This window comes from Paenibacillus silviterrae, from assembly GCF_030167925.1.
Lineage (GTDB): Bacteria > Bacillota > Bacilli > Paenibacillales > NBRC-103111 > Paenibacillus_G > Paenibacillus_G silviterrae.
The window spans coordinates 697,864-718,004 of the sequence record NZ_JASKUT010000002.1; the positions used below are offsets into that span (position 1 = coordinate 697,864).

18 protein-coding genes are annotated in these 20,141 nt (G+C 48.3%); 16 read left to right on the forward strand and 2 right to left on the reverse strand.

From position 1 onward, the window contains the following. The 6 genes from QMO62_RS26585 to QMO62_RS26610 all read left to right on the forward strand — a co-directional run bounded on the left by QMO62_RS26585 (position 1) and on the right by QMO62_RS26610 (position 7,418). Positions 1-870, forward strand: coding sequence for a carbohydrate ABC transporter permease (locus QMO62_RS26585; RefSeq protein ID WP_284645523.1), 870 nt, complete (start codon positions 1-3; stop codon positions 868-870). A 75-nt stretch (positions 871-945) separates the two neighbouring features. Next, positions 946-2,481: an extracellular solute-binding protein gene (locus QMO62_RS26590; protein ID WP_284645524.1), complete on the forward strand. Its 1,536-nt coding sequence runs from the start codon at positions 946-948 to the stop codon at positions 2,479-2,481. A gap of 77 nt (positions 2,482-2,558) precedes the next feature. After that, on the forward strand, positions 2,559-4,400 hold the full coding sequence (locus QMO62_RS26595) for a sensor histidine kinase (RefSeq protein ID WP_284645525.1): 1,842 nt from the start codon (positions 2,559-2,561) through the stop codon (positions 4,398-4,400). Continuing rightward, the gene (locus tag QMO62_RS26600) at positions 4,397-6,001 is read left to right on the forward strand and encodes a response regulator (RefSeq protein WP_284645526.1); all 1,605 of its coding nucleotides are present in this window, start codon (positions 4,397-4,399) and stop codon (positions 5,999-6,001) included. The genes QMO62_RS26595 and QMO62_RS26600 overlap by 4 nt, the downstream gene beginning before the upstream one ends. Positions 6,002-6,085: 84 nt before the next feature. Next, a complete protein-coding gene (locus tag QMO62_RS26605) occupies positions 6,086-6,466 on the forward strand; it encodes a YmaF family protein (RefSeq protein WP_284645527.1) in 381 nt (126 codons plus the stop codon). A 214-nt stretch (positions 6,467-6,680) separates the two neighbouring features. Continuing rightward, positions 6,681-7,418 (forward strand): class I SAM-dependent methyltransferase, encoded by a 738-nt coding sequence (locus QMO62_RS26610; RefSeq protein ID WP_372516741.1) that lies wholly within the window; start codon positions 6,681-6,683, stop codon positions 7,416-7,418. 4 nt (positions 7,419-7,422) lie between these two features. Here QMO62_RS26610 and QMO62_RS26615 read toward each other — a convergent pair whose 3' ends face one another. Beyond that, positions 7,423-8,298: a YitT family protein gene (locus QMO62_RS26615; RefSeq protein WP_284645528.1), complete on the reverse strand. Its 876-nt coding sequence runs from the start codon at positions 8,296-8,298 to the stop codon at positions 7,423-7,425. Between the two features lie 204 nt (positions 8,299-8,502). Between QMO62_RS26615 and QMO62_RS26620 the strand changes: the two genes are divergently transcribed. The 7 genes from QMO62_RS26620 (at position 8,503) to QMO62_RS26650 (ending at position 14,256) form a co-directional block, all read left to right on the forward strand. Continuing rightward, on the forward strand, positions 8,503-9,546 hold the full coding sequence (locus tag QMO62_RS26620; protein WP_284645529.1) for a phosphotransferase: 1,044 nt from the start codon (positions 8,503-8,505) through the stop codon (positions 9,544-9,546). 71 nt (positions 9,547-9,617) lie between these two features. Then, the gene (locus QMO62_RS26625; protein WP_284645530.1) at positions 9,618-9,818 is read left to right on the forward strand and encodes a heavy-metal-associated domain-containing protein; all 201 of its coding nucleotides are present in this window, start codon (positions 9,618-9,620) and stop codon (positions 9,816-9,818) included. Between the two features lie 41 nt (positions 9,819-9,859). After that, a complete protein-coding gene (locus QMO62_RS26630; protein WP_284645531.1) occupies positions 9,860-10,168 on the forward strand; it encodes a 2'-5' RNA ligase family protein in 309 nt (102 codons plus the stop codon). Positions 10,169-10,183: 15 nt separating this feature from the next. Next, positions 10,184-10,648: an SRPBCC family protein gene (locus tag QMO62_RS26635; protein WP_284645532.1), complete on the forward strand. Its 465-nt coding sequence runs from the start codon at positions 10,184-10,186 to the stop codon at positions 10,646-10,648. A 122-nt stretch (positions 10,649-10,770) separates the two neighbouring features. Further along, the gene (locus QMO62_RS26640; protein WP_284645533.1) at positions 10,771-11,346 is read left to right on the forward strand and encodes a TetR/AcrR family transcriptional regulator; all 576 of its coding nucleotides are present in this window, start codon (positions 10,771-10,773) and stop codon (positions 11,344-11,346) included. Between the two features lie 80 nt (positions 11,347-11,426). Then, complete coding sequence (locus QMO62_RS26645; protein WP_284646688.1) at positions 11,427-12,632, forward strand: MFS transporter; 1,206 nt, start codon at positions 11,427-11,429, stop codon at positions 12,630-12,632. 166 nt (positions 12,633-12,798) lie between these two features. Next, positions 12,799-14,256: a DUF5050 domain-containing protein gene (locus QMO62_RS26650; protein WP_284645534.1), complete on the forward strand. Its 1,458-nt coding sequence runs from the start codon at positions 12,799-12,801 to the stop codon at positions 14,254-14,256. Positions 14,257-14,367: 111 nt separating this feature from the next. Here QMO62_RS26650 and QMO62_RS26655 read toward each other — a convergent pair whose 3' ends face one another. Beyond that, the gene (locus QMO62_RS26655) at positions 14,368-15,258 is read right to left on the reverse strand and encodes a LysR substrate-binding domain-containing protein (protein WP_284645535.1); all 891 of its coding nucleotides are present in this window, start codon (positions 15,256-15,258) and stop codon (positions 14,368-14,370) included. Between the two features lie 86 nt (positions 15,259-15,344). Between QMO62_RS26655 and QMO62_RS26660 the strand changes: the two genes are divergently transcribed. The 3 genes from QMO62_RS26660 to QMO62_RS26675 all read left to right on the forward strand — a co-directional run bounded on the left by QMO62_RS26660 (position 15,345) and on the right by QMO62_RS26675 (position 20,136). Beyond that, a complete protein-coding gene (locus QMO62_RS26660; protein WP_284645536.1) occupies positions 15,345-17,144 on the forward strand; it encodes a methyl-accepting chemotaxis protein in 1,800 nt (599 codons plus the stop codon). Positions 17,145-17,381: 237 nt separating this feature from the next. Further along, the gene (locus QMO62_RS26670; protein ID WP_284645537.1) at positions 17,382-18,878 is read left to right on the forward strand and encodes an SLC13 family permease; all 1,497 of its coding nucleotides are present in this window, start codon (positions 17,382-17,384) and stop codon (positions 18,876-18,878) included. A 16-nt stretch (positions 18,879-18,894) separates the two neighbouring features. Next, on the forward strand, positions 18,895-20,136 hold the full coding sequence (locus QMO62_RS26675) for a 2,3-bisphosphoglycerate-independent phosphoglycerate mutase (RefSeq protein WP_284645538.1): 1,242 nt from the start codon (positions 18,895-18,897) through the stop codon (positions 20,134-20,136). The last annotated feature ends 5 nt before the right edge of the window (positions 20,137-20,141 follow it).

The window sequence follows — 20,141 nt, forward strand, 5'->3', positions numbered from 1 at the left end:
ATGAGAATGACAAGGGGAGAACGTTGGTTTTCCGTTATTAATCATCTCGCGCTTGGTGCTTTCGCACTTCTCGCTTTAGCACCTTTCGTTCACATCCTCGCCCAATCGTTCAGCAGCTACCGGGCGATCATGTCCGGCGAGGTATCCTTCCTGCCCGTGGAGTGGACGACTGAAGCTTATGTCAAAGTGTTTCAAGATCCCGGTTTTCTCCAAGCCTTCCTTGTCAGCGTGCAGCGGACCGTGCTCGGAACGTGCTTGAGTGTGCTTTTGACCTGCTTGCTGGCTTATCCGCTCTCCAGGACGTATATCCAAGGGCGTAGCTACATTATGTTTTTCATTGTGTTTACGATGCTGTTCAGCGGGGGCATGATTCCTACGTATCTCGTCGTCAAGCAGCTGCAGCTGATGAACACGTTCTGGGTATATATCATCCCGGGCGCCATTAATGCGTTTCATGCCGTTATCATGAAAAATTTCTTTCAATCGATCCCGAGCGAGCTGGAGGAATCGGCGCGAATCGACGGCGCCTCCAACCTCGGCATCTTATTCCGAATCGTCATCCCTCTGTCGATGCCGGCCATTGCCACTATTGCGCTGTTCAACGCGGTCGGCCAGTGGAATTCTTTCTTCGACGCGGTCATGTATGTGACGGATTCCAGCTTGAAGCCGCTGCAAATTTATTTGCGCGAGCTCGTCATGTCGGGCCAATCCAATATCAATACGACAGATAGTCTGGAGCGTCAGCTCCTTGCCATTGAATCGCTCAAAGCCGCTGCGCTGATCGCCAGTACGCTGCCGATTCTGATTGTATATCCGTTTTTGCAAAAATATTTCGTCAAAGGCATCATGATTGGATCCGTAAAAGGGTGAACTGGGAACGATCTCTCTTGTCTACGGTTTCGATACATATTATTTTAGTATAAAGGGGTTGGATGGACAGTGAACATGAAGAAGACAGTATCGGTGCTGGTCGGTACAACGATGGTAGGGAGCTTGCTTGCGGCGTGCGGGGCGACCCAGAATGCTCCAGCAGCAGGCAGTGCGGCAGCAGGGAGCGCGGATAAGCGGGAAAAAATCAGCATCGTGCATCCGAACGTAGGACGCAAATTTCTGGAGAACATGAATGAAAACAACAATCCGTACCAGAAGTACATTAACGACAACACCAATCTCGATATCCGTGTCGTTTATCCGCCGTCCGACGGGTACCAGGACAAGCTGAATGTGATGATGTCCTCCGGCGAGGAGAACGATATGGTTTATACGCAGGATGCATCCTGGTTCATCAACATGGTCAATCAAAAGGCGCTCCAGCCTTTGAACGATGCGATAGAGAAGCACGGCGCGGATTTGAAAAAATCCATTCCGCAGGAAGCTTGGGATGCCGTGACGGTGGACGGAAAAATTTACGCGATTCCATCCGTAACCTATATTCTCGGCAACGATCTCATGTACGTTCGCAAGGATTGGCTGACTAAGCTCGGGCTGCAGCCGCCAAAGACGCTCGATGAATACGTGAACGTCATGCGCCAATTTGTGGAAAAGGATCCGGACGGCAACGGAAAGAACGATACGATCGGCTTGCTGATGGGCGAGAACCTTATCCGAACCGCTCCGTTCTTCGGCGCCTTCGGCGTACCGCTCGCAGGGAACTCCGCCGTCTCGCAATGGGTGGAGCGCAACGGGACTCTCGTGAACGCCGCCATTCTTCCGGAAACGAAGGAAGCGCTTCGATATATGGCGGGCTTGTATAAGGATAAGATCATCGATCAGGAATGGGCGCTGAACAAAAACAAGAACATTGAAGAGAAGGTAGCGAGCGGCAAGGCCGGCATCTTCTCCGCCACTTGGTTTGATACGCGTGGGCCGATCCTGACGAACACGAAGAACGATCCGAAGGCGGAGTGGATTCCGCTGGAGTACCCTGTGGGCAAGTCCGGCAAGTCCGGTACGGTATCCTCAAACATGGTTACGGGCTACAGCATTGTCCCGGCAACGAGCAAGCGTGTGAACGAAGTGATCAAGATGTTCAACTTCGCCAACGGGAAAGGGCATGAGACGATTAAGTTCGGTTTGCCGGAGCACAACATTTCGTCCAGAAAGGACGGCAAGCTGACCATGAATTTCGAGGAGCACAACAAGCATGTATACCGCAACAATATTTTGGATTATGCCGCTCCCTGGGATAAAGAGCTTGATTATGAGCGTCTCGATGCACTCGGTCCGGAATTTAAGCTGAAAGACAACGTAACCCGGATCAGCAATGCCCTGATCAAGAACGCATATAACGGACCCGTCACAGCGGGCATGGGCAAAAACGGTGTTCAGCTTACCAAGCTTATGCAGGAAACGTTCACGAAAATCATTATGGGCAACTTGCCGGTCGACGATTTCGATAAATTCGTCACCCAATGGAAAAGCCAAGGCGGTGACGAGATTACGAAGGAAGTTAACGAGAACCACAAGAAAGCGAAAAAATAAACGCACAATATCGAAGTGAAGGCGCTAGCTAGACGCGTCTTCACTTTCATTTATTGAGAGACAGGGATGATGCGGGAATGATCAGGAGCTTGGCAAGCCGGTTTAAGCAATCCGTCCAGCTTCGGCTGACGTGTTTTTTTATTTTGATCCTCCTGCCGCTTGTGGCGACCTCGATGTTTTCGAATATTCGCTCGCAATCGATTTTGAAGGACCAGATCGGGGAAAGAACGCAAGGTGCGATGTTCTCGGTCATGAATTATATTGACCTAACGATGCAGGGCGCTTATGAATTAACTACCGTGCTTGCCAACGATCACGATCTGAACCGTAAATTTGTGCGGGCGGGCACTGAGCTGACGCCGGAGGCCATCCTTGATTTTCAAACGATCAATAAGCAAATCGCCTCGGTTGCTTCCGTCAACCGGATGGTACCCCAGGTATCACTATTTCACTATTCTTCGGGTGTGCTTCTTTCTACTACGGGCTACCAGAAGGAGGAAGCCAAGGACTCGCTCGGGTGGATCTCGCAAGCGGTTGACGCCAACGGAAAAATCACGATATTTTTCCCGCAGGAGAACCGCTATAACGCTAATCATGTCGTCGATCCCGTGTATAACAAGAACAATATGGTCGTTATGCGGCTGATGGATCTGCAGGATCCGCAGCGAAACAAAAATATCGTATTGCTTCCTCTAAGCAAGGAATATTTTGCCCAATTGCTGAAAGCACTGCTTCCCAGCTCCGGCGCTCAAGCCTTCTTATTGACGGAGCAGGGCCAATTGGTGGCGGGAACGGCAGGCAACGATGTCGAGCCCCCGGCTTGGCGGGACAAGGATAAGGATCTGGTCGTACGAGAGCTTCCCGGCTACGACGAACGCATGCTTATGGTCAGAGCTACGTCCCAAGCATCGGGCTGGACGCTGGTGGTGGTTCAGCCGGAGAAAGACATTTTGCGGGAAGCCAAGCAGCTGCAAGGCTGGAACTATGTGATGATTGCCGTGAGCTTGCTCATTTCCCTTTGGATATCCTGGGTTGTCTATAGCGGTATTTCCAAGCCCATCCGTCAAATGATAACAGCTATGAAGCAGATGAGAATCGGGCAGCTGGATACGCAGATCGTTCATAGCCGGGCGGATGAATTCGGATATGTGATGGACACCTTTAATCATATGGCTCGGGAGCAGCGGCATTTAATCGAGAACGTATATGAAAAGCAGATATTGCTCATGAAGACGGAGCTCAAGCTGCTGCAATCTCAAATCAATCCCCATTTTTTGTATAATACGCTGGATTCCATTTATTCCGAGGCGATTCTCAGCCATGCCGATAACGTAGGGGAGATGGTATTCCATCTGTCGAAGTTTTTGCGGTTCAGTCTCGGGAAGGGCCGGGATACCTATACCGTTGCCGAAACGGCGGAGCATCTTCATTACTATATTAAGGTTCAGCAGAAGCGGTTTGAATTCGAGGTCCGGTTCCTCTTAGATGAGCAGGTTCGGCATGTGAAGCTTCTCAAGCTGCTGCTCCAGCCCTTGGTGGAAAACGCGATACTGCATGGGCTGGAGAAGAAACGGGGCATGAGGGAGCTCATTATTTCGGCGGCAGCGGCTGCGGATGACTTGCTGGTCGTCGAAGTGAAGGACAACGGGGTGGGTATTCCTGCAGAACGGCTCGCTTATATCGGGCAGGAGCTGGGGAGGATCACGTCCGCCCATATGGAAGTCGCTGCCGGAGAGGAACGGCTCTCTTCGGAGTTGTTCGGGCTGCGCAACGTCAAAGCCAGACTAAAGCTGCATTACGGCGATCAGGCTGACCTGCTGGTCGAAAGTGTGATGAACGAAGGCACCACCGTTCGGCTTGTGATTCCGCATAAGTTTCGAGAGGTTGACAATGTACGCTTGGGGGGATCGATAACATGAATTTGATGATCGTAGAGGATGAGATCGGGATCCGTACCCGCATCGCTGCGACAATCCCTTGGGAGGAAAACGGGATCGATGTCGTAGGTCTGGCGGAGAACGGATTGGAAGCTCTGCAGATGATGGAACGCACCAAGCCGGATATCGTCATCCTGGATATTCAAATGCCTGAGATGGATGGATTGACGTTGGCGCGATATATTTTCGAGACCGACTCACAGATTAAGATTATTATTCTTAGCGGGTATGAGGATTTCGACTACGCGCGCTCGGCGATGGAATCCGGTGTCCTGAAGTATCTGATCAAGCCGGCGAGCAATGAGGAAATCTTGAGCGCCGTCCTGGAGGCGGCTAGCCTTCTGCGCAAAGAGCTGGAGGAGCGGCTGAATCAGGAGACGCTGGCTTTGAAATGGAAAAGCAATTTGCCGCGGTTGCAGGAAAGCTTCTTCAACAACTGGATTTCCGGCGCGTACTCCGATTGGGATATCGAAACCAGAGGAAGGGAGCTTCTGATTCCCTTGGAGCCGGAAGGCGCATTGACGGTTGCGGTGCTGGAGCCCGATCCGCTTACGGAAGGGGAGCTGCGCTTCACCGACCAGGATTCCGCTTTGCTGCAATTCTCCCTGCGCAGTATTGCCGGAGAATTAATTACAGACCGGGGGGCTGGGGTGTTTCAGGATCTAAGAGGCTCCACAGTTGTATTGTTTCAAAGCGCGGAGGGAGAGTCGCACGGGGATCTTCAGCTTCGTGTCGGTTTCACGATAACCAAAGTGTTGTCTGCGATCAAAGAATGCCTGAAGGTAACGGCAAGTGCCGGCATCAGCGGCGTGGGTGAAGGAAGGAAACGGGTTCCGTCATTATATGAGCAGGCGAGAAGCGCTCTTCAAAAAAGAGTCGTCTACGGGCATGATATCGCCATCCCTTATACGGAGGAGCGTGAGGATTATGAATCCGTTCCACCTGTTACGTCGGGCGAGCGGGATTTGGAAATCGGGATTGAAACCGGGGATGCTGCGAAAGCGGAAGCCGCACTGGAACGGCTGCTGCAGGAGGCGATCAGCCCCGAGGCGTCCGTCGAAGAGGTTCAGGATCAACTGCTTTACTTGATGCATTCTTTGCTTCGCATCATCCGAACGCAAAATTGGCCGCTGCGGGAGTCGATGGAGGAGGATGTGATGTATTTTCACAACCTCCAAAGCCTGCATACCAGCGAGCAAATCAAAAATTGCCTTCACCGCATCGTACGAAAAATGGCGGCTTACGCGCAAAAACGTGCACAGACAGGCGGAGGGCACAAACTCATTCAAAAGCTGCTCATAATAATTGAAGAAGAAATTGGGCAGGAGATCAGCCTTCATGCTATCGCCGGGAGATTTTTCGTCAATAAATCATATTTAAGCCGGCTTTTCAAGCATGAAATGGGGGAATCCTTCTCCCAGTATGTACTGAAGCGCAAAATGATTCGTGCGAAGCAGCTCCTCCTGGAGGGCGGACAGGTTCAATATGCGGCCGGACAAGTGGGGTATACGAATATCGGTTTTTTCTCGAAGGTATTTCAAAAATACTGGGGTGTGCTGCCTAGTGAGGTAAAGCAAGGATAAGCGACTAATAGGACATCTATCTCAAACCGATGAAGGTTCACTAACATACCTTATATTATCTTATCATGAGAGGATAGTGTAAGGATGGCCAGAGCAAGACAAGGAAACGGAAGATCGGTACAGTTCAGACATCGTATGGAAGGCTTAACCTCGCGCGTTGAGGGACATAGACATGCATTCGGCAATTTGACGGATCTCTTCATTCCCGAAGACGGAAGACACCGTCATACGTTTCGGGGAATTACGACCACCGCAGACGGTCATCGCCATTCCTATTCAGGGCAAACGGGTCTCAATATCGGTGTTGGTCCCAATCATTTTCACCGATTCCGTATACAAACCAATATCGCTGACGGGCACCGTCATATCATTTGCGGAAGAACAACGGGGCTTATTCGACTCCGTGGGCAGGTAGGACATCGATTAATTATTGAGAGCATCGTACGGGAATCCGTGAAGAAATAAAGCTCAAGCCGTTGTGGATCTATTCATGATAATTCTCTAGGCTGTTTTGTAATCAAACTGTAATCTGATTTTCATCTTCCTTTAATCATCTTGGCTTATAATAAATCTCGACCCCCTTTTTTAATATATAAACACTTCAGACCTGCAGCCCGTTGCTGTGGGTCTCTTTTTTTATTAAGGGTGGAGACAATTATCCGCAAAGGGGAGCTTGGCCTTGGAATACAGAGGTTCGTCGGCTTATGATAATGAGTCCTTTTATGAGAATTACATGCGCAGGAGAAACCGCGAGGATAGTCCCAATTACGTTATGGAAGAGCCTGTCATCCTTGAGCTGATTGGGGACGTGGCAGGCATGCATATTCTGGATTTGGGCTGCGGAGACGCACGGTTCGGTAAAGAGCTCGCTATTCGGGGCTGTGCCTATTACGAGGGGGTCGAGGGCTCAAGCCATATGGTGCGCTCGGCATTACAGCAGCTCAATCCCGCCTGCAGCCGAATTCACCATTCTTCAATGGAAGCTTGGGACTATCCAGCCCGGCATTATGATCTTGTCGTATCTCGATTGGCACTGCATTATGTTGAGGATCTGCAGCTCGTGCTTAGGAAGATTCGCCAAGCCTTGAAGGCTGACGGGCGATTCGTGTTTAGCGTGCAGCATCCGGTCTTGACTTCTTCTGTGAAAAGTGCCGAAGCCTCGGGCAAGAGACTCGATTGGATCGTGGACGATTATTTTAAGGAAGGGGAACGTGCGGAGCCGTGGATCGGAGAACAGGTTGTAAAGCATCACCGGACCATCGAAGGATATTTTCAGGCGCTCCGGAGGGCAGGCTTCCGTATCGAGGATATCCGGGAATGCGTTCCTCGGCCCGAACGCTTCCGTGATGAGGAGGAGTACCGGCGGCGCTTGCGTATCCCGTTATTTCTTGTGTTTCACTGCGGCCACAGGGATTAAATGATCAGACCCTCACGATCGATCGGGGAGTGGCCGCTTGGAATCGATCGAAGCCGTCGCCCATGACCTCCTCGGCATCCCCGATCATGACGAAAGCCTCAGGATCCGCCTGAGCCAGAAGCCGCTTGAGCTTATTGACCTCCGAGCGGAGCAGCACGACCATCAGGACATTTTGCTCCAAGCCGGTATAGCCGCCCTTGCCAGAGAGCTCGGTCAGCCCACGGTCCAGGTGCTCCAAGACTGCGGAACGCACCTTCTCCGGGCGGCGGGAAATGATCATGGCGAACCGGTTACGGTTATGAAGCCCTTGACTTACGGGAATCAGCTTGCGGCTGAAGAACAGGCCCGCCGCGGCATAGAGGGCATGCTCGGGCGAGAAGGCCGCGGCGCCGGCAGCGAGAATGGCCAGGTCCATTGCAATGACTCCATTAGCTAAGGTAACCCCGAAGAAGCGCTGCAGCAGCAGAGCGACAATGGTGAGGCCGCCGGTGGAGCCCTTAACCCGAAAGATGAGCCCGAGTCCCAGTCCCGTTCCTATCCCTCCATAGATCGAGGCCAGCAGGGGGTTATGCGTCAGCGTCGGCAAGTCGTCGGTGACCAGGATGAGAAGCGGCAGGATAAACGAACCAAAGACCGTTCTCCCGGCAAACGATCCTCCTAACGTGAGCCAACCCACTCCAAGCAGGAGAAGGTTGATGCTCCATCCGATCCAGGCAGGCGCCCAGCCCGTATAATGCTCAACCAGTGTGGATAACCCGGGAACCCCTCCTGTAGCGATCCCGTTGGGATTTTGCAGCAGGTTGAAGCTCAAGGCAATCAGTAAACTGCCTATAGTAATACAGCCGTATGTATACAGTTTGTTAAGTAGCGGTCGGTCCATACAAATCCCTGCTTTCCGGTACGTGCTTTGTTAATACCAGATTATAGATCAATAGGATGAGAAGCTGCAATGACGTGCTGAAACGCTTTTTTGCGGTAAACCGTTACTTTACAAGTCGCTGGGGACATTCGTTTCCAAGCTTTACTCCGTGGTCAATGTATCGTATGCTGAAAGCAACAGAACAGGTGAGGGATTATGAGGCATATGGCAGACAAAGAGTGCTTGACAGAGTGGGACGATATCCTGGAGCATTACTTTCCGTGCGGGCAGTGGGAAGTGTTAGCCTGGCAGGGGAAGGGCATGAACAATACGACTAGATTCATTAAGTCGGATAATGAGCATTATGTTTTGCGAATTTATGAAACGCATCAAGATGAACACAAGGTTCTTTACGAGCATGCGGTACTTCTGGAGCTTGGGAAGCTGGATTTATCCTTTCGTACCCCGGCGCCGGTAAGGACGCAGGGAGGGCAAACGGTGCTCCGGACGAAGAACGGAAAGCTCGCCGCTTTGTTTCGTTACATTGAAGGCCAGAATCCGGCATTGCAGAGCGCCGTTCAACTGAATGCCTTGGGAAAGGCTGCAGCAGATCTGACCATCGGTCTATCCAAGGTGCATTTGGCTCTGGAGTCCGTGTATCGTCCGTATTATGAACTGGAGAACACGCATCCGCTATGTTCGATGGCTGCCGTGCTGGACTTTTGCTCGAATCCCACTGAGGCATTTGTGTCCAAGGCAGCCTTGTTAGAGGGCATCGGCCGACATATCCATAGGCTTCAGCAGAAGCTCTCGCAGCTGAGGCATTTGCCTCATCAGCTCATTCATGGAGACTTGAATGCGTCCAATGTGCTAATGGATTCGGAAGATCGCATCGCCGCGGTGCTTGACTTCGAGTTTGTTACGAGGGACCTTCGCGCGATGGAGCTGGCCGTTTGCTTGTCGGATCTGATCCGGTTTGAACCGCAGCAGGATCCGAAGCTTGTATGGGATAAGGTCGATGCGCTGCTGACGGGGTACGGAGACAGCCTTCTCTTGTCAGCCGATGAGGTGGAGGCCGTGCCGCTTCTTCTACTGTTGAGACGGCTCGATGTGTTCATCCACTTCCTGGGCCGCTATTGGGACGGGGTGGATGAGGCGGAGGTTGTTGCACAGCAAATTCAAAGCGCCTATGCTATGACGCAATGGCTTGATCGGAATGAGTCCAAGCTGCTAGACCTGCTCAAGCGCCGCATCTTTCCGGCGGGATGAATGAGTTGCTGATAAATAAGCAAAGATAATCCATGTTGGAAAAAATAGTGAGCAAAGGAGTGTGCAGCAGCATGAGCCAAGCTGTGTTTAAGGTTGCCGGTATGACCTGCGATCAATGTGCCGATTCGGTAAAGGGTGCTCTGAGAAACATCGGGGCGGAAGGGCATGTCGATCTTTCTGCACAAATGGTAACCGTCCAATATGATGAGCAGAAGCTGACGACAAGTAAGCTCCAAGATGCAATCGAAGAGCAAGGCTACAAAGTAGTGTAAAATGGGAGCCGATTCGGCTCCTTTTTTCCCAGCATGACCTTGTGGAATGGGGGCTTAACGTTGTCGAAGGAATCCGCGAGATTACCGCAATACATAGTCGATTATACGGCGGTATACTAAAGCCGCATCTGCCTCCTTTTCTGCAAAAGGGGTACACCCCGCATCTCACCGTAGGAAGACTCGATACGACGGATGCCTATCTGCAAGCCGTGAATGCCGTTGCATCGCTGGCTGACGAGTTTGAAACGACGGTTACGAAGGTAAGCGTAGAGATCATTGCGGATAACGAGGATTCCATCATCGAAATGGAGTTGGACTTAGGGAAGCAGGGAAGCAGCTGGAGAATCTGAAGAAAGGAGGATCCTATGCCAATCATTACAGGATCGATATGGATTCATGCTCCGATTCAGGATTGCTTCGATTGTGCAAGAAGCATAGACATCCACATGGAGTCAACGGCCCGAACCAGGGAAAGAGCGATTGGAGGACGCACGAGCGGTCTGATCGAGCTTCATGAAAGCGTCACCTGGGAGGCTGTGCATTTTGGCATCCGGCAGCAGCTGACCGCGCGAATTACCGAATTCGAGCCGCCTTATCGGTTTGTGGATGAGATGGTCAGCGGCGCCTTCAAGCAATTCCGGCATGAGCACCGGTTTACTCCGAAGGATGGAGGCACGCTGATGGTCGATACGTTTGATTATGAGGCTCCTCTGGGGTTCCTGGGGAAATTCGCTGAAAGCCTGTTCCTCACCCGGTATATGACCCGATTTTTGGAGGAGCGCAACCATTACATAAAGCTGGCCGCGGAGCGGAAGCATACTGTGTTATAGATATGGAAGAGAGGCTGCCGAATGGCAGCCTTTCTGCTTGTCCCAATGCACGCCCTCAAAAGAAATACTGGACTAATCGTTCCCGAATAGGTATAATGTTCCATAGAGACGGAGGGAGAGCCATGGGACGTTACAAAGAGTTTGACAGAGAAGCGGTGCTTCATAAAGCAATGCTCGTTTTTTGGAAGAAGGGCTACGAGGCGGCAAGCATTCCCGATTTGCTGAAAGCTATGGATTTAAGCAGATCCAGTCTGTACGAAACGTTCGGGGACAAACAAACGCTGTATATTGAGGCGATAAACCAGTACAAGAAGTGGAAACAAGCCAAGCGGGATATCCTAGTCCATGCGACATCCGCCAAATCGGGAATTCGGCAGTACTTCGAGCTGCATATCGATTCCGCTTTGGACGCCGAATCGCCTAAGGGCTGTTTTATTACCAATGCGGCAGTCGGTATGGATTCGCCGGATGAGCAATTGAATGCGTTGATCAGGGAGCGGTTTGACGAGCTGGAGAAAGCCTTCTATGAGCTGCTGCGCAATGGGCAGGAGACGGGAGAAATTTCCCCGGATAAAGATATCAAGACGTTATCCTATCTGCTCTTAAACCTGAATCATAGCATCAATATCGTTGCGAAGGTGCAGGGTGACCGCAGCAGGATACGGCAGATGATGGACACGGTGATGGAAATGCTGTAAAGCATTTTTTTTTACCCATTCTGGAACGATTGTTCCGAAAAGTAATTCTGAATAGCAAAGGAGTGTTTTTTATGCAAACAATGCAAACAACTAACGTACCAAGCACGGAGAAATCGGTCTCGGCGTCGCTGATATTTCTTCTTGCTGCCGCCTGTGGCATTATCGCTGCGAATCTTTATTATGCTCAACCGCTGGTAGGTCCGATCGGTTCGGCCATCGGGCTGTCCTCCGGGGCTGCTGCACTTATCGTTACGCTGACTCAAGTCGGCTATGGGATCGGCTTGTTATTTGTCGTACCGCTGGGTGATATCTTAGAGAACCGCAAGCTGATCGTTTCGTCCTTACTCGTCACAGCTGCCGTACTGACAATTGCAGCTGTGGTCAAAAGCGCTGCTCTCTTCCTTACCGCTTCACTCGTCATTGGAGTAGGTTCCGTCGCAGCGCAGATCCTTGTGCCGTATGCGGCTCATCTTTCGCCTGAAGCCTTACGCGGCCGCAATGTGGGCAATGTCATGAGCGGGCTGCTACTCGGGATTATGCTCGCTCGTCCCGTTTCAAGCTTGATCGCGGAGTATTTGGGCTGGCGCGCCGTATATTTCTTCTCCGGAGCTTTGATTTTCGCACTGGCTCTTGTATTAGTAAAGGCATTGCCCTCAAGGCGTCCTTCGACGGCCACAGCTTACCCGGCGCTGCTGCTCTCCATGCTGCATCTCCTGAAGACGACCCCGGCTTTGCGGCGAAGGGCCATTTATCACGCTTGTGTATTCGGAACGTTCAGTTTGTTCTGGACAACGGTTCCGCTGGTACTGACAGGTCCAACATTTCATTTTAGCCAGTTAGAGGTCGCACTTTTCGCATTAGTCGGGGTGATGGGGGCCGTTGCTGCACCGGTGGCAGGCCGTATGGCGGACCGTGGGTGGGTTCGTCCGGCGACAGGCTGGGCATTGGCCATCGTCATCCTGTCCGGGCTGGTTCCCTTGCTGGTTCCAACGGGTTCTGCAATGGCGGTACCTATCCTTGTAGTCGCGGCCATCTTACTCGACATGGGTGTGTCCGCCAATCTGGTTTTAGGGCAACGGGTGATTTTCTCATTAGGGGCGGAAATTCGCAGCCGGCTGAACGGTTTGTATATGGCCATCTTCTTCTCAGGCGGCGCTATCGGCTCTGCGGCAGGGGGATGGGCTTACGCAACGTGGGGCTGGGAAGGGGCGCTGTTAATCGGGATCGCCTTGCCGGTCGTCGCCATGGCTTATTATGCGACGGAGTTCACAAAAGACATCGCCTAAAAACGGGCGATGTTTTTTTATCCTTCTGACGAGACGCAAGGGCATTGCAGACTCCATAAAACAATTGCATACTTATTTTACGCCGGACGCAACTCTTTACCTTTCGAATTCGTTTGAAGGGTGAAAGCAACAATTTATTGTGACAGAGGTGCATGGAGTGAAAATAATGATGCGGGCAAAAGCAATAGCAGGCGTGCTGCTGATCGGGGTCACCTTAGCTTCCACCCCAATGGCTTCCGTTTCCGTTGCGGCTTCCGTGCCTCAACAGGTCATAATACCTGAGTTTCCGGTTACGGTAAACGGATCGGTGCTGGATGTAATGCACAGCGAGTATCCTCTGATTCTTTATAAAGATATTACCTATTTCCCTATGACATGGAATAACTCATCGGCACTTGGGATATCGGTAGCCTGGGACGCGACGCAGGGCTTGAGCCTTGAGAAGGTAAACGCATGCTTACCGCTTGAGCAGGATTTAACTTCGATAAGCAACGATAACAGCCACGTTAGGACGGCAATGTCCGTTCCGTTTCCTGTTAAAGTGAACGGCACCTTGATTGATAACGATAAAGAGGAGTACCCCGTGCTTTTCTATAAGGACATCACTTATTTTCCGATGACCTGGAGATTTACGCATAACGAGTTCGGCTGGAAAACAAGCTGGGACGCGAGCCGCGGCTTCGGAATCAACTCTTGCGGAGCAGGCTCTTTTCAGCAAGCGGAAGAGGGGAGCGCACGCAACGTAGCGAACGGCGGGCAGCTGGCTGTGAAAGACGATTGGATCTATATGAATCCGGAAGTCAAGTACCACGGTCCAAGCAAGCTTGTTAAAGTCCCAATGAGTGGCGGCGAGGAAATCAAGCTATCGAACGATAACGCAGGTTCGATTAATATCGCAGGGGATTTTTTGTATTATACGATATCGGACCCCGCCAATCATAAGCTTCACGGGATATACAAAATGAAAACCGATGGTACGGAGAGAACCCAGATTTCATCCTCCCCTATATCTAATATCCGAGTAAAGGATAACTGGATCTATTATATTCATCAAACCTTTCAGCCGATGGAAGGTGTGACCGGCGGCGGCATTTATAAATCGGACGGAATTCATCGGATGAAGCTTGATGGTACGGGGGATGAGCCGCTTGCCGTCGGTGATTATGTCACCCAGTTTTTCATCGATGGCGATCGGATCTATTACATTGTGCAGCGGGTATCCGGCGAATATCATCTGTATGGAATGAATCTGGACGGCACCGAGCAAACCAAGCTTCAGGAAGACGTAACCAAAATGACCGTCATCGACGGGTGGATATATTACCTACAAAATTATGGGAAGCAAATCATGAAGATGAAACCGGACGGTACGGTAGTGATTCCTGTGTATACGTCCGACCATTTTATCTCGGCATTAAACTTTAGAGAAGGCTGGTTGTACTTGGTTTCTGGCACGTTCGGTATTCACGGAACGGCTTCGATCGAAAGAATTCGAATCGACGGAACGGGACGACAGGCATTGGCAGGGGCACGCGCGACTGCACTTTATTTTGCGGGTGATCAGCTGTATTTCCCGCAGGCATGGATGGGTGATAATCGTTTGGAGCATATGAGAGTAAATTGATGTGAGACAATGGATACCAGCTTAGAAGAACTTGCTCAATCGAGCTAAAGTGGACGAACCTGAAAACGGGGCGTCCATTTTTTGCATTACATCCAAATTTATAAGGCAATTTTAAAAGCAAGCGTTATCAAGTAATGTAATAAATTGTTTGGCTGCAGGGGAAAGATGCTTCCTTCGATTATAAACGTATCGAATGCCTCGTTGAAATTTCATTCCTTGAATTGGAACACCCACTAGTAATCCGCTGTTAATTTCCTGAATGATTGAAAACTTAGAAACGATGGATACCCCAAGTCCGTGGATGACCCCTTGTTTTATTGCTTCGTGATTACTGATTTCAATATATTCCGACGGTGTGAACCCAACCTCTCCGAAAATTCCTTCTAAAAAAATTCGAGTTGCTGATTTTTCAGGCTTTATTATGAAAACCTCTTCATAAAGATCATCCACGGAACACTCTTCTTTTTCAGCAAGTCTATGCATTGGGTTCACGATAAGAACAAGCTCATCCTGATAGAAAGTGCTGTATTGAAAGCGCGTTTCGTCAATTTGTATTTGATCCGAAAGAACCAGAAACTCGAGCTTATTGGACTCTAGCATTTGTAATAGTTGAGCGGAAGAAGTGATGTTCATGTTTATCTTAATATTAGGAAATTGTTTGGAAAACGTGCTAAGTATCTTCGGGATCAAGTAGACTCCCACAAAATTACTAGCTCCAAAGGCTAACGTGCCGTAAGACAAATTTTCAAGCTGATGAAGATGCTCTTTAGAGGACTGAAAAAGGTTTACGATTTGTTCTGCATATGGCTTAAAGTGCTCTCCGTATTTGGTTAGATAAAGCTTTTTACCGATTCGGTCAAATAATGGAACGCCCAAATCATGCTCGAGACTTTGGATTTGCATGCTTACCGTCGGTTGAGAGCAGTATAGCTGTTCTGCAGCTTCAGTAAAATTTAAGCACTCCGATAATGTAATAAACGTTTGTAGTTTCGTTAGATTCATGGTCAAGCCCCCTCAAAGAAACTATAAGTAAATGTAATGGTTACTCAAATATAATCAAATTGTTTAATAATAATATCCGACATATAATGAATTTGCAATTAAATAATAAAGGTGCTGACAATATGAAACTTGCTGATTGGAAACTTGGTACCAAATTGCTTGTTCTGTATGGAATTACCCTTTTGGCCTTGATTTTATCGGTTGGTGTAGCGCTTGCAGCCATGAACCACGTAACCGGAAAACTCATTCAAACATTGTATGAGGAGGGATACCAAGCAAGCTCACTTATTCTTCGAGCCGACAAGGATTTGTATCAACAGATGTTGAACCAGCGAACCATCGTATTCTCTGACTTGCCGAATGAGAGATATTTGCAAGAAATGGAGCACTATAAAAGCAACTTGGGAAATATCCGCAGCCGGATCCTGGAGGGTGAGGAGATTTTCGGAAAGAATCGGGCAAAGTACGAAAATATTCTAACCGAAAAATCCCATAAAAATGTGTTTGATAACATAGCAGATTTTTTTAGACAATTTGATCAATGGGAGCAAAGTACAACAGGTCTAGTTGAGAAAGCTTCCTTGCTCCCCATAAAGGAACGTCAGCAAATCGTCAATGAGATTGTCCAATATGATGAACAATTTGAAGCTGCAAGAAATTCACTCAAAGAAATTCGTTACCTCATGGATGCGCTCCTTCTTGAAGAAGTAGAAAGGTCATACTTGCTGATCCGTGATGCTCAATACGCTATTCTCTCCATTGCTGTCCTATTATTTCTCATTGTTTTTATTTTGGGTTGGCGTTTGGTTCGTTATATGGTTCATTCGATTCATCAAATTGTTAACGTATCGGGTCTTGTGTCAAGAGGCAATATCAACGTCGGGCGAATTGAGATTAGAAATAACGATGAATTAGGACTGCTTGCAGGTTCAGTTAATACGATGACGGATTCATTGAAACACTTGTTTCAAACCGCAAGTGAGAGTGCTGCTTTGCTGGCAAGCTCATCGGAGGAGCTTCTTGCCATTGCTGTAGAAGGCGATCTAACAGCGGAAAAGATCCGAGAGGATTCGACGGTTATATCGGAGGGGAGTAAAAGACAAAATGAAATGGTTACTAAAACTGTTGAAGCGATCAAAGATATGTCAGATAGGATCGCAGTTATTGAAAGCAATAGCGGGGTAGTATTTTGTTCTTCTGAAGAAACCCTTTTGGCGTCGCACAATGGCTTTGCGTCAGCTCAAAGTGTAATGGAACAAATGAAAGAAATTGATGATGCAATAACTGATACGTCAAATATCATTAATCAATTAGGGAATCAATCGGAAAAGATTCAAGGCATTCTTCAAACCATAAATGAAATCGCTTCCCAAACCAAGCTGCTGGCCTTAAACGCTGCGATAGAGGCTGCAAGGGCAGGAGAGCACGGAAAAGGTTTTGCAGTTGTAGCGGAGGAGGTGAAAAAGCTGGCGGAACATTCCGCTCTCTCTACCCAGTTGGTATCTGACGTAATACTCGATATTCGTTTGCAGACACAATTTGCTGTTAATGCAATGAAGATGGCCACCGAGAAGGCACAAGTAGGAAAAATAAAATCAGAACAAATTATTTCGGTACTAGGATCCATCCGGGATAAAGCTGGAAACGTAACTGAAAAGGTTACTAGCATGTATGAGAGCTTGGAGCGCATGAAAAGAGAGAGCGATAACATATCGAGGGCTACGGAGGAGGTGAAAAGAGTTGTTGATGAAACTACACAATACAACCTGAACAACGATAAGCGAATCAATCAACAGGCATCGTTAGTTAGGGAATTATCCGGCTCGGCCAGGTCTTTAGCCGATATTGCTGAGCATATGGACCAGATGTTAACGAAGTATTGCTGAAACAAGTTTAAAGATTTAGGAAAGGGGAGTATGATTCAAATTATAGATAATAATACGACAATGTCTCCATTATTAGGGGTCATCCTATGCAAGTTTTGCGGCTGTGAGATTGACACAGTAGATACAGAAAAGGTCACAACGTACTATAGCGATTGTAAAAGAGATACATGTCTAAATAAACAGGAACTGCACAATTAGTGTGATAAGTACCTATTGCAACCGAGGAGGAGAAGCACAATGTCCGATGTTTCCATGTCTATTGAAAAGGATATCAAAGAACCGCCGCCACCAACCAAGAAACAAAAAAGCAAATTTGAAGAGGGAATGAAAAGATGGGGGATCCCAATTGCCATCATCGTCTTTCTACTTCTCTTCTACATGCCAACACCCGAAGGACTAACACCCGTTGGTCAAAAATCCATCGCTATATTTACCGGGGCGCTGATCCTTTGGATCACGACTCCAATACCGATTTATTTAACATCTATGATGGCTATATTATTATTGCCATTGATTGGCGCCGTCAAAGATCAGGAAGTAGCTTTCGCGACATTGGGTTTCGATGTTATTTGGTTAATGGTTTCTGCATTTATACTGACATCCGCCATGATCAAATCGAATCTCGGCAGAAGGTTCGCCCTTTGGATGGTCACGACCTTTGGAAGAACACCCAAAATGACATTGCTAGTATTAATTATCATTAACTTTGTTCTGGCATTCTTCGTACCCTCCACGACGGCTAGAGCAACATTAATGGTTCCTATTTGCCTAATATTGCTGGAAGTATATAAGGCCATTCCAGGTGAAAGCAACTTGGGAAGAGCAATGATGCTTCAAGGGGTCCAAGCGGATGCCGTTGCCACCTCGGGTGTTATGACAGCTACATCAAGCAACATTATCGCTGTAGGCTTCATCAATGACCAAGCGGGCGGTCATATCGGCTATATGGATTGGCTTCTGGCATCCATGCCCACTGCAATCATTACAATGATCATTACTTTTTTTATCGGAATCAAACTGTTCTCCATTAAAGGTGAATCCAACTTTCAAAACGCTATGGGGACTTTAAAAGAAGAGCTTAAGAAGTTAGGTAAGTTTTCGTTAGACGAGAAAAAAGCATCGATCATATTTATTGTAACCGTCATTCTATGGGCTACTGGTGATTATCACAAGAATTGGTTTGGGTTTGAAATTAGTACGGAACAAACAGCTGTACTTGCCGGTCTCCTTTGTCTTCTTCCTAGAATCGGCTTATTGAATTGGAAGGAAGCAAACATCAAATGGGAGCTTATGGTTTTCGCTGCAGGTGCCTATGCTGTAGGTAATGCATTAGACAAATCCAAAGGCGCAGAATGGATCATAAAAAATGTGGTTAGCGCATTAGGCTTAGAACAAATGAGCCATACGCTGGTTTACATTGTGGTGATATTCCTGAGCATGTACAGCCATCTCATTTTTACAAGCAAAACGGTAAGAGTTACCATTTTAATTCCAGCCTTTATCGCACTTGCTAAATCTTTAGGTATGGATCCCGTGATTCTCGCTTTAGCGGCTGCAATGACTATGACCTATACCATTACGCTTCCACCTCACTCAAAAGTGAATACTATCTACTTTGCAACGGGGTATTTCTCTGTCTTGGATCAAATCAAATATGCTATTATTACTTGTTTTATTGGAGCATCCGTTATCAGTTTGTCCTTATTTACCTGGTTTAAAATACTCGGATTATAAACACTAGGAGGAAGCCATGCTGTATAGAAAAGTAATTTTGGCCATTGCCGATGGAGTAGGAGATCGTCCGCATTATGCAATAAATAATAAAACACCGCTGGAACTTGCTCATACGCCAAATATAGATCGCCTTGCAAGAAACGGAATTACAGGCATTATGGATCTAATTAGTCCCGGCATTCCTGTAGGGACGGACATGGGGCATCTAATCTTATTCGGATATCAGCCACATGATTATCCGGGACGCGGGCCTATAGAAGCACTGGGTATCGGTATGGAAATTAAGCCAACCGACATTGTCATTAGGTGTAACTTCGCTACAGTGGATGAGAAGGGAATTGTCGTTGACCGCCGGGCAGGACGGATTCGTGAAAAAACAAATGAAATTGCAAAGGCAATTAACGGATTAGTACTAGAAGAAGGCGTTGAGGTTTTCTTCAAGGAGGCTACGGAGCATCGGGCCGTACTTGTTCTGCGAGGCACGGGATTAAGTGACAAAGTAAGCGATTCCGACCCAAAGGCACCTAACGACGGTCAGCCCTATCTTTTAGTAGAGCCGCTTGATTCTTCCGAGGAAGCCGAACGAACGGCATGTCTCATTAATAAATTTTTAATGAAAGCTCATGCCATTTTATTGAATCATCCGGTAAATATCGAGCGTGTTCAGAATGGTAAGTTACCTGCGAACTTTATATTAACGAGAGGCGCCGGCCAGATGGCGAAGCTGGAGCCCGTTACTGAAGCTCTTCATTTTAAAGGGAGCTGTATTGCAGGAGAAAGTACCGTACTGGGTGTTGCCAAGCTTGCCGGCTTTAAGACGCTTACTGATCCTAGAATGACTGGAAACATAGATACGGACATAGTTCTGAAAGCTAAATTAGCTGTCGAAGAAATTGCAGAAAGCGATATGGTGTATGTTCATTACAAAGCTCCGGACGTCAAAGGGCATGATAATGAACCATTGGAAAAAACGAGAGCAATCGAACTGTTTGATGAAATGGTCGGAATGATTATGCAGGACTTACCGGAAAATGCATACTTGGCGCTGGCGGCAGATCATTCAACTCCATGTGAAATCGGGGAGCATACAGGCGATCCTGTTCCGATACTTATTTATGGCCCTGGAATCAGAAAAGATCATATTACTCAATATAACGAGATGGATTGTGCTCATGGCGGATTAGGGCGTTTAACGGGCAAATCGTTCATTGATACGTTACACGGGTTAATGGGATACGTAAAAAAACAAGGAAATTAGCCTGC

Bases quoted from the DNA above. Each gene is read 5' to 3' on its own strand.
- QMO62_RS26670 (WP_284645537.1), top strand. From the start codon at position 17,382: ATGTCCGATGTTTCCATGTCTATTGAAAAGGATATCAAAGAACCGCCG.
- QMO62_RS26625 (WP_284645530.1), top strand. From the start codon at position 9,618: ATGAGCCAAGCTGTGTTTAAGGTTGCCGGTATGACCTGCGATCAATGT.
- QMO62_RS26660 (WP_284645536.1), top strand. From the start codon at position 15,345: ATGAATTTGCAATTAAATAATAAAGGTGCTGACAATATGAAACTTGCT.
- QMO62_RS26595 (WP_284645525.1), top strand. From the start codon at position 2,559: ATGATCAGGAGCTTGGCAAGCCGGTTTAAGCAATCCGTCCAGCTTCGG.
- QMO62_RS26675 (WP_284645538.1), top strand. From the start codon at position 18,895: ATGCTGTATAGAAAAGTAATTTTGGCCATTGCCGATGGAGTAGGAGAT.
- QMO62_RS26615 (WP_284645528.1), bottom strand. From the start codon at position 8,298: ATGGACCGACCGCTACTTAACAAACTGTATACATACGGCTGTATTACT.
- QMO62_RS26655 (WP_284645535.1), bottom strand. From the start codon at position 15,258: ATGAATCTAACGAAACTACAAACGTTTATTACATTATCGGAGTGCTTA.
- QMO62_RS26590 (WP_284645524.1), top strand. From the start codon at position 946: ATGAAGAAGACAGTATCGGTGCTGGTCGGTACAACGATGGTAGGGAGC.
- QMO62_RS26605 (WP_284645527.1), top strand. From the start codon at position 6,086: ATGGCCAGAGCAAGACAAGGAAACGGAAGATCGGTACAGTTCAGACAT.
- QMO62_RS26600 (WP_284645526.1), top strand. From the start codon at position 4,397: ATGAATTTGATGATCGTAGAGGATGAGATCGGGATCCGTACCCGCATC.
- QMO62_RS26640 (WP_284645533.1), top strand. From the start codon at position 10,771: ATGGGACGTTACAAAGAGTTTGACAGAGAAGCGGTGCTTCATAAAGCA.
- QMO62_RS26620 (WP_284645529.1), top strand. From the start codon at position 8,503: ATGGCAGACAAAGAGTGCTTGACAGAGTGGGACGATATCCTGGAGCAT.
- QMO62_RS26635 (WP_284645532.1), top strand. From the start codon at position 10,184: ATGCCAATCATTACAGGATCGATATGGATTCATGCTCCGATTCAGGAT.
- QMO62_RS26645 (WP_284646688.1), top strand. From the start codon at position 11,427: ATGCAAACAACTAACGTACCAAGCACGGAGAAATCGGTCTCGGCGTCG.
- QMO62_RS26650 (WP_284645534.1), top strand. From the start codon at position 12,799: ATGATGCGGGCAAAAGCAATAGCAGGCGTGCTGCTGATCGGGGTCACC.
- QMO62_RS26585 (WP_284645523.1), top strand. From the start codon at position 1: ATGAGAATGACAAGGGGAGAACGTTGGTTTTCCGTTATTAATCATCTC.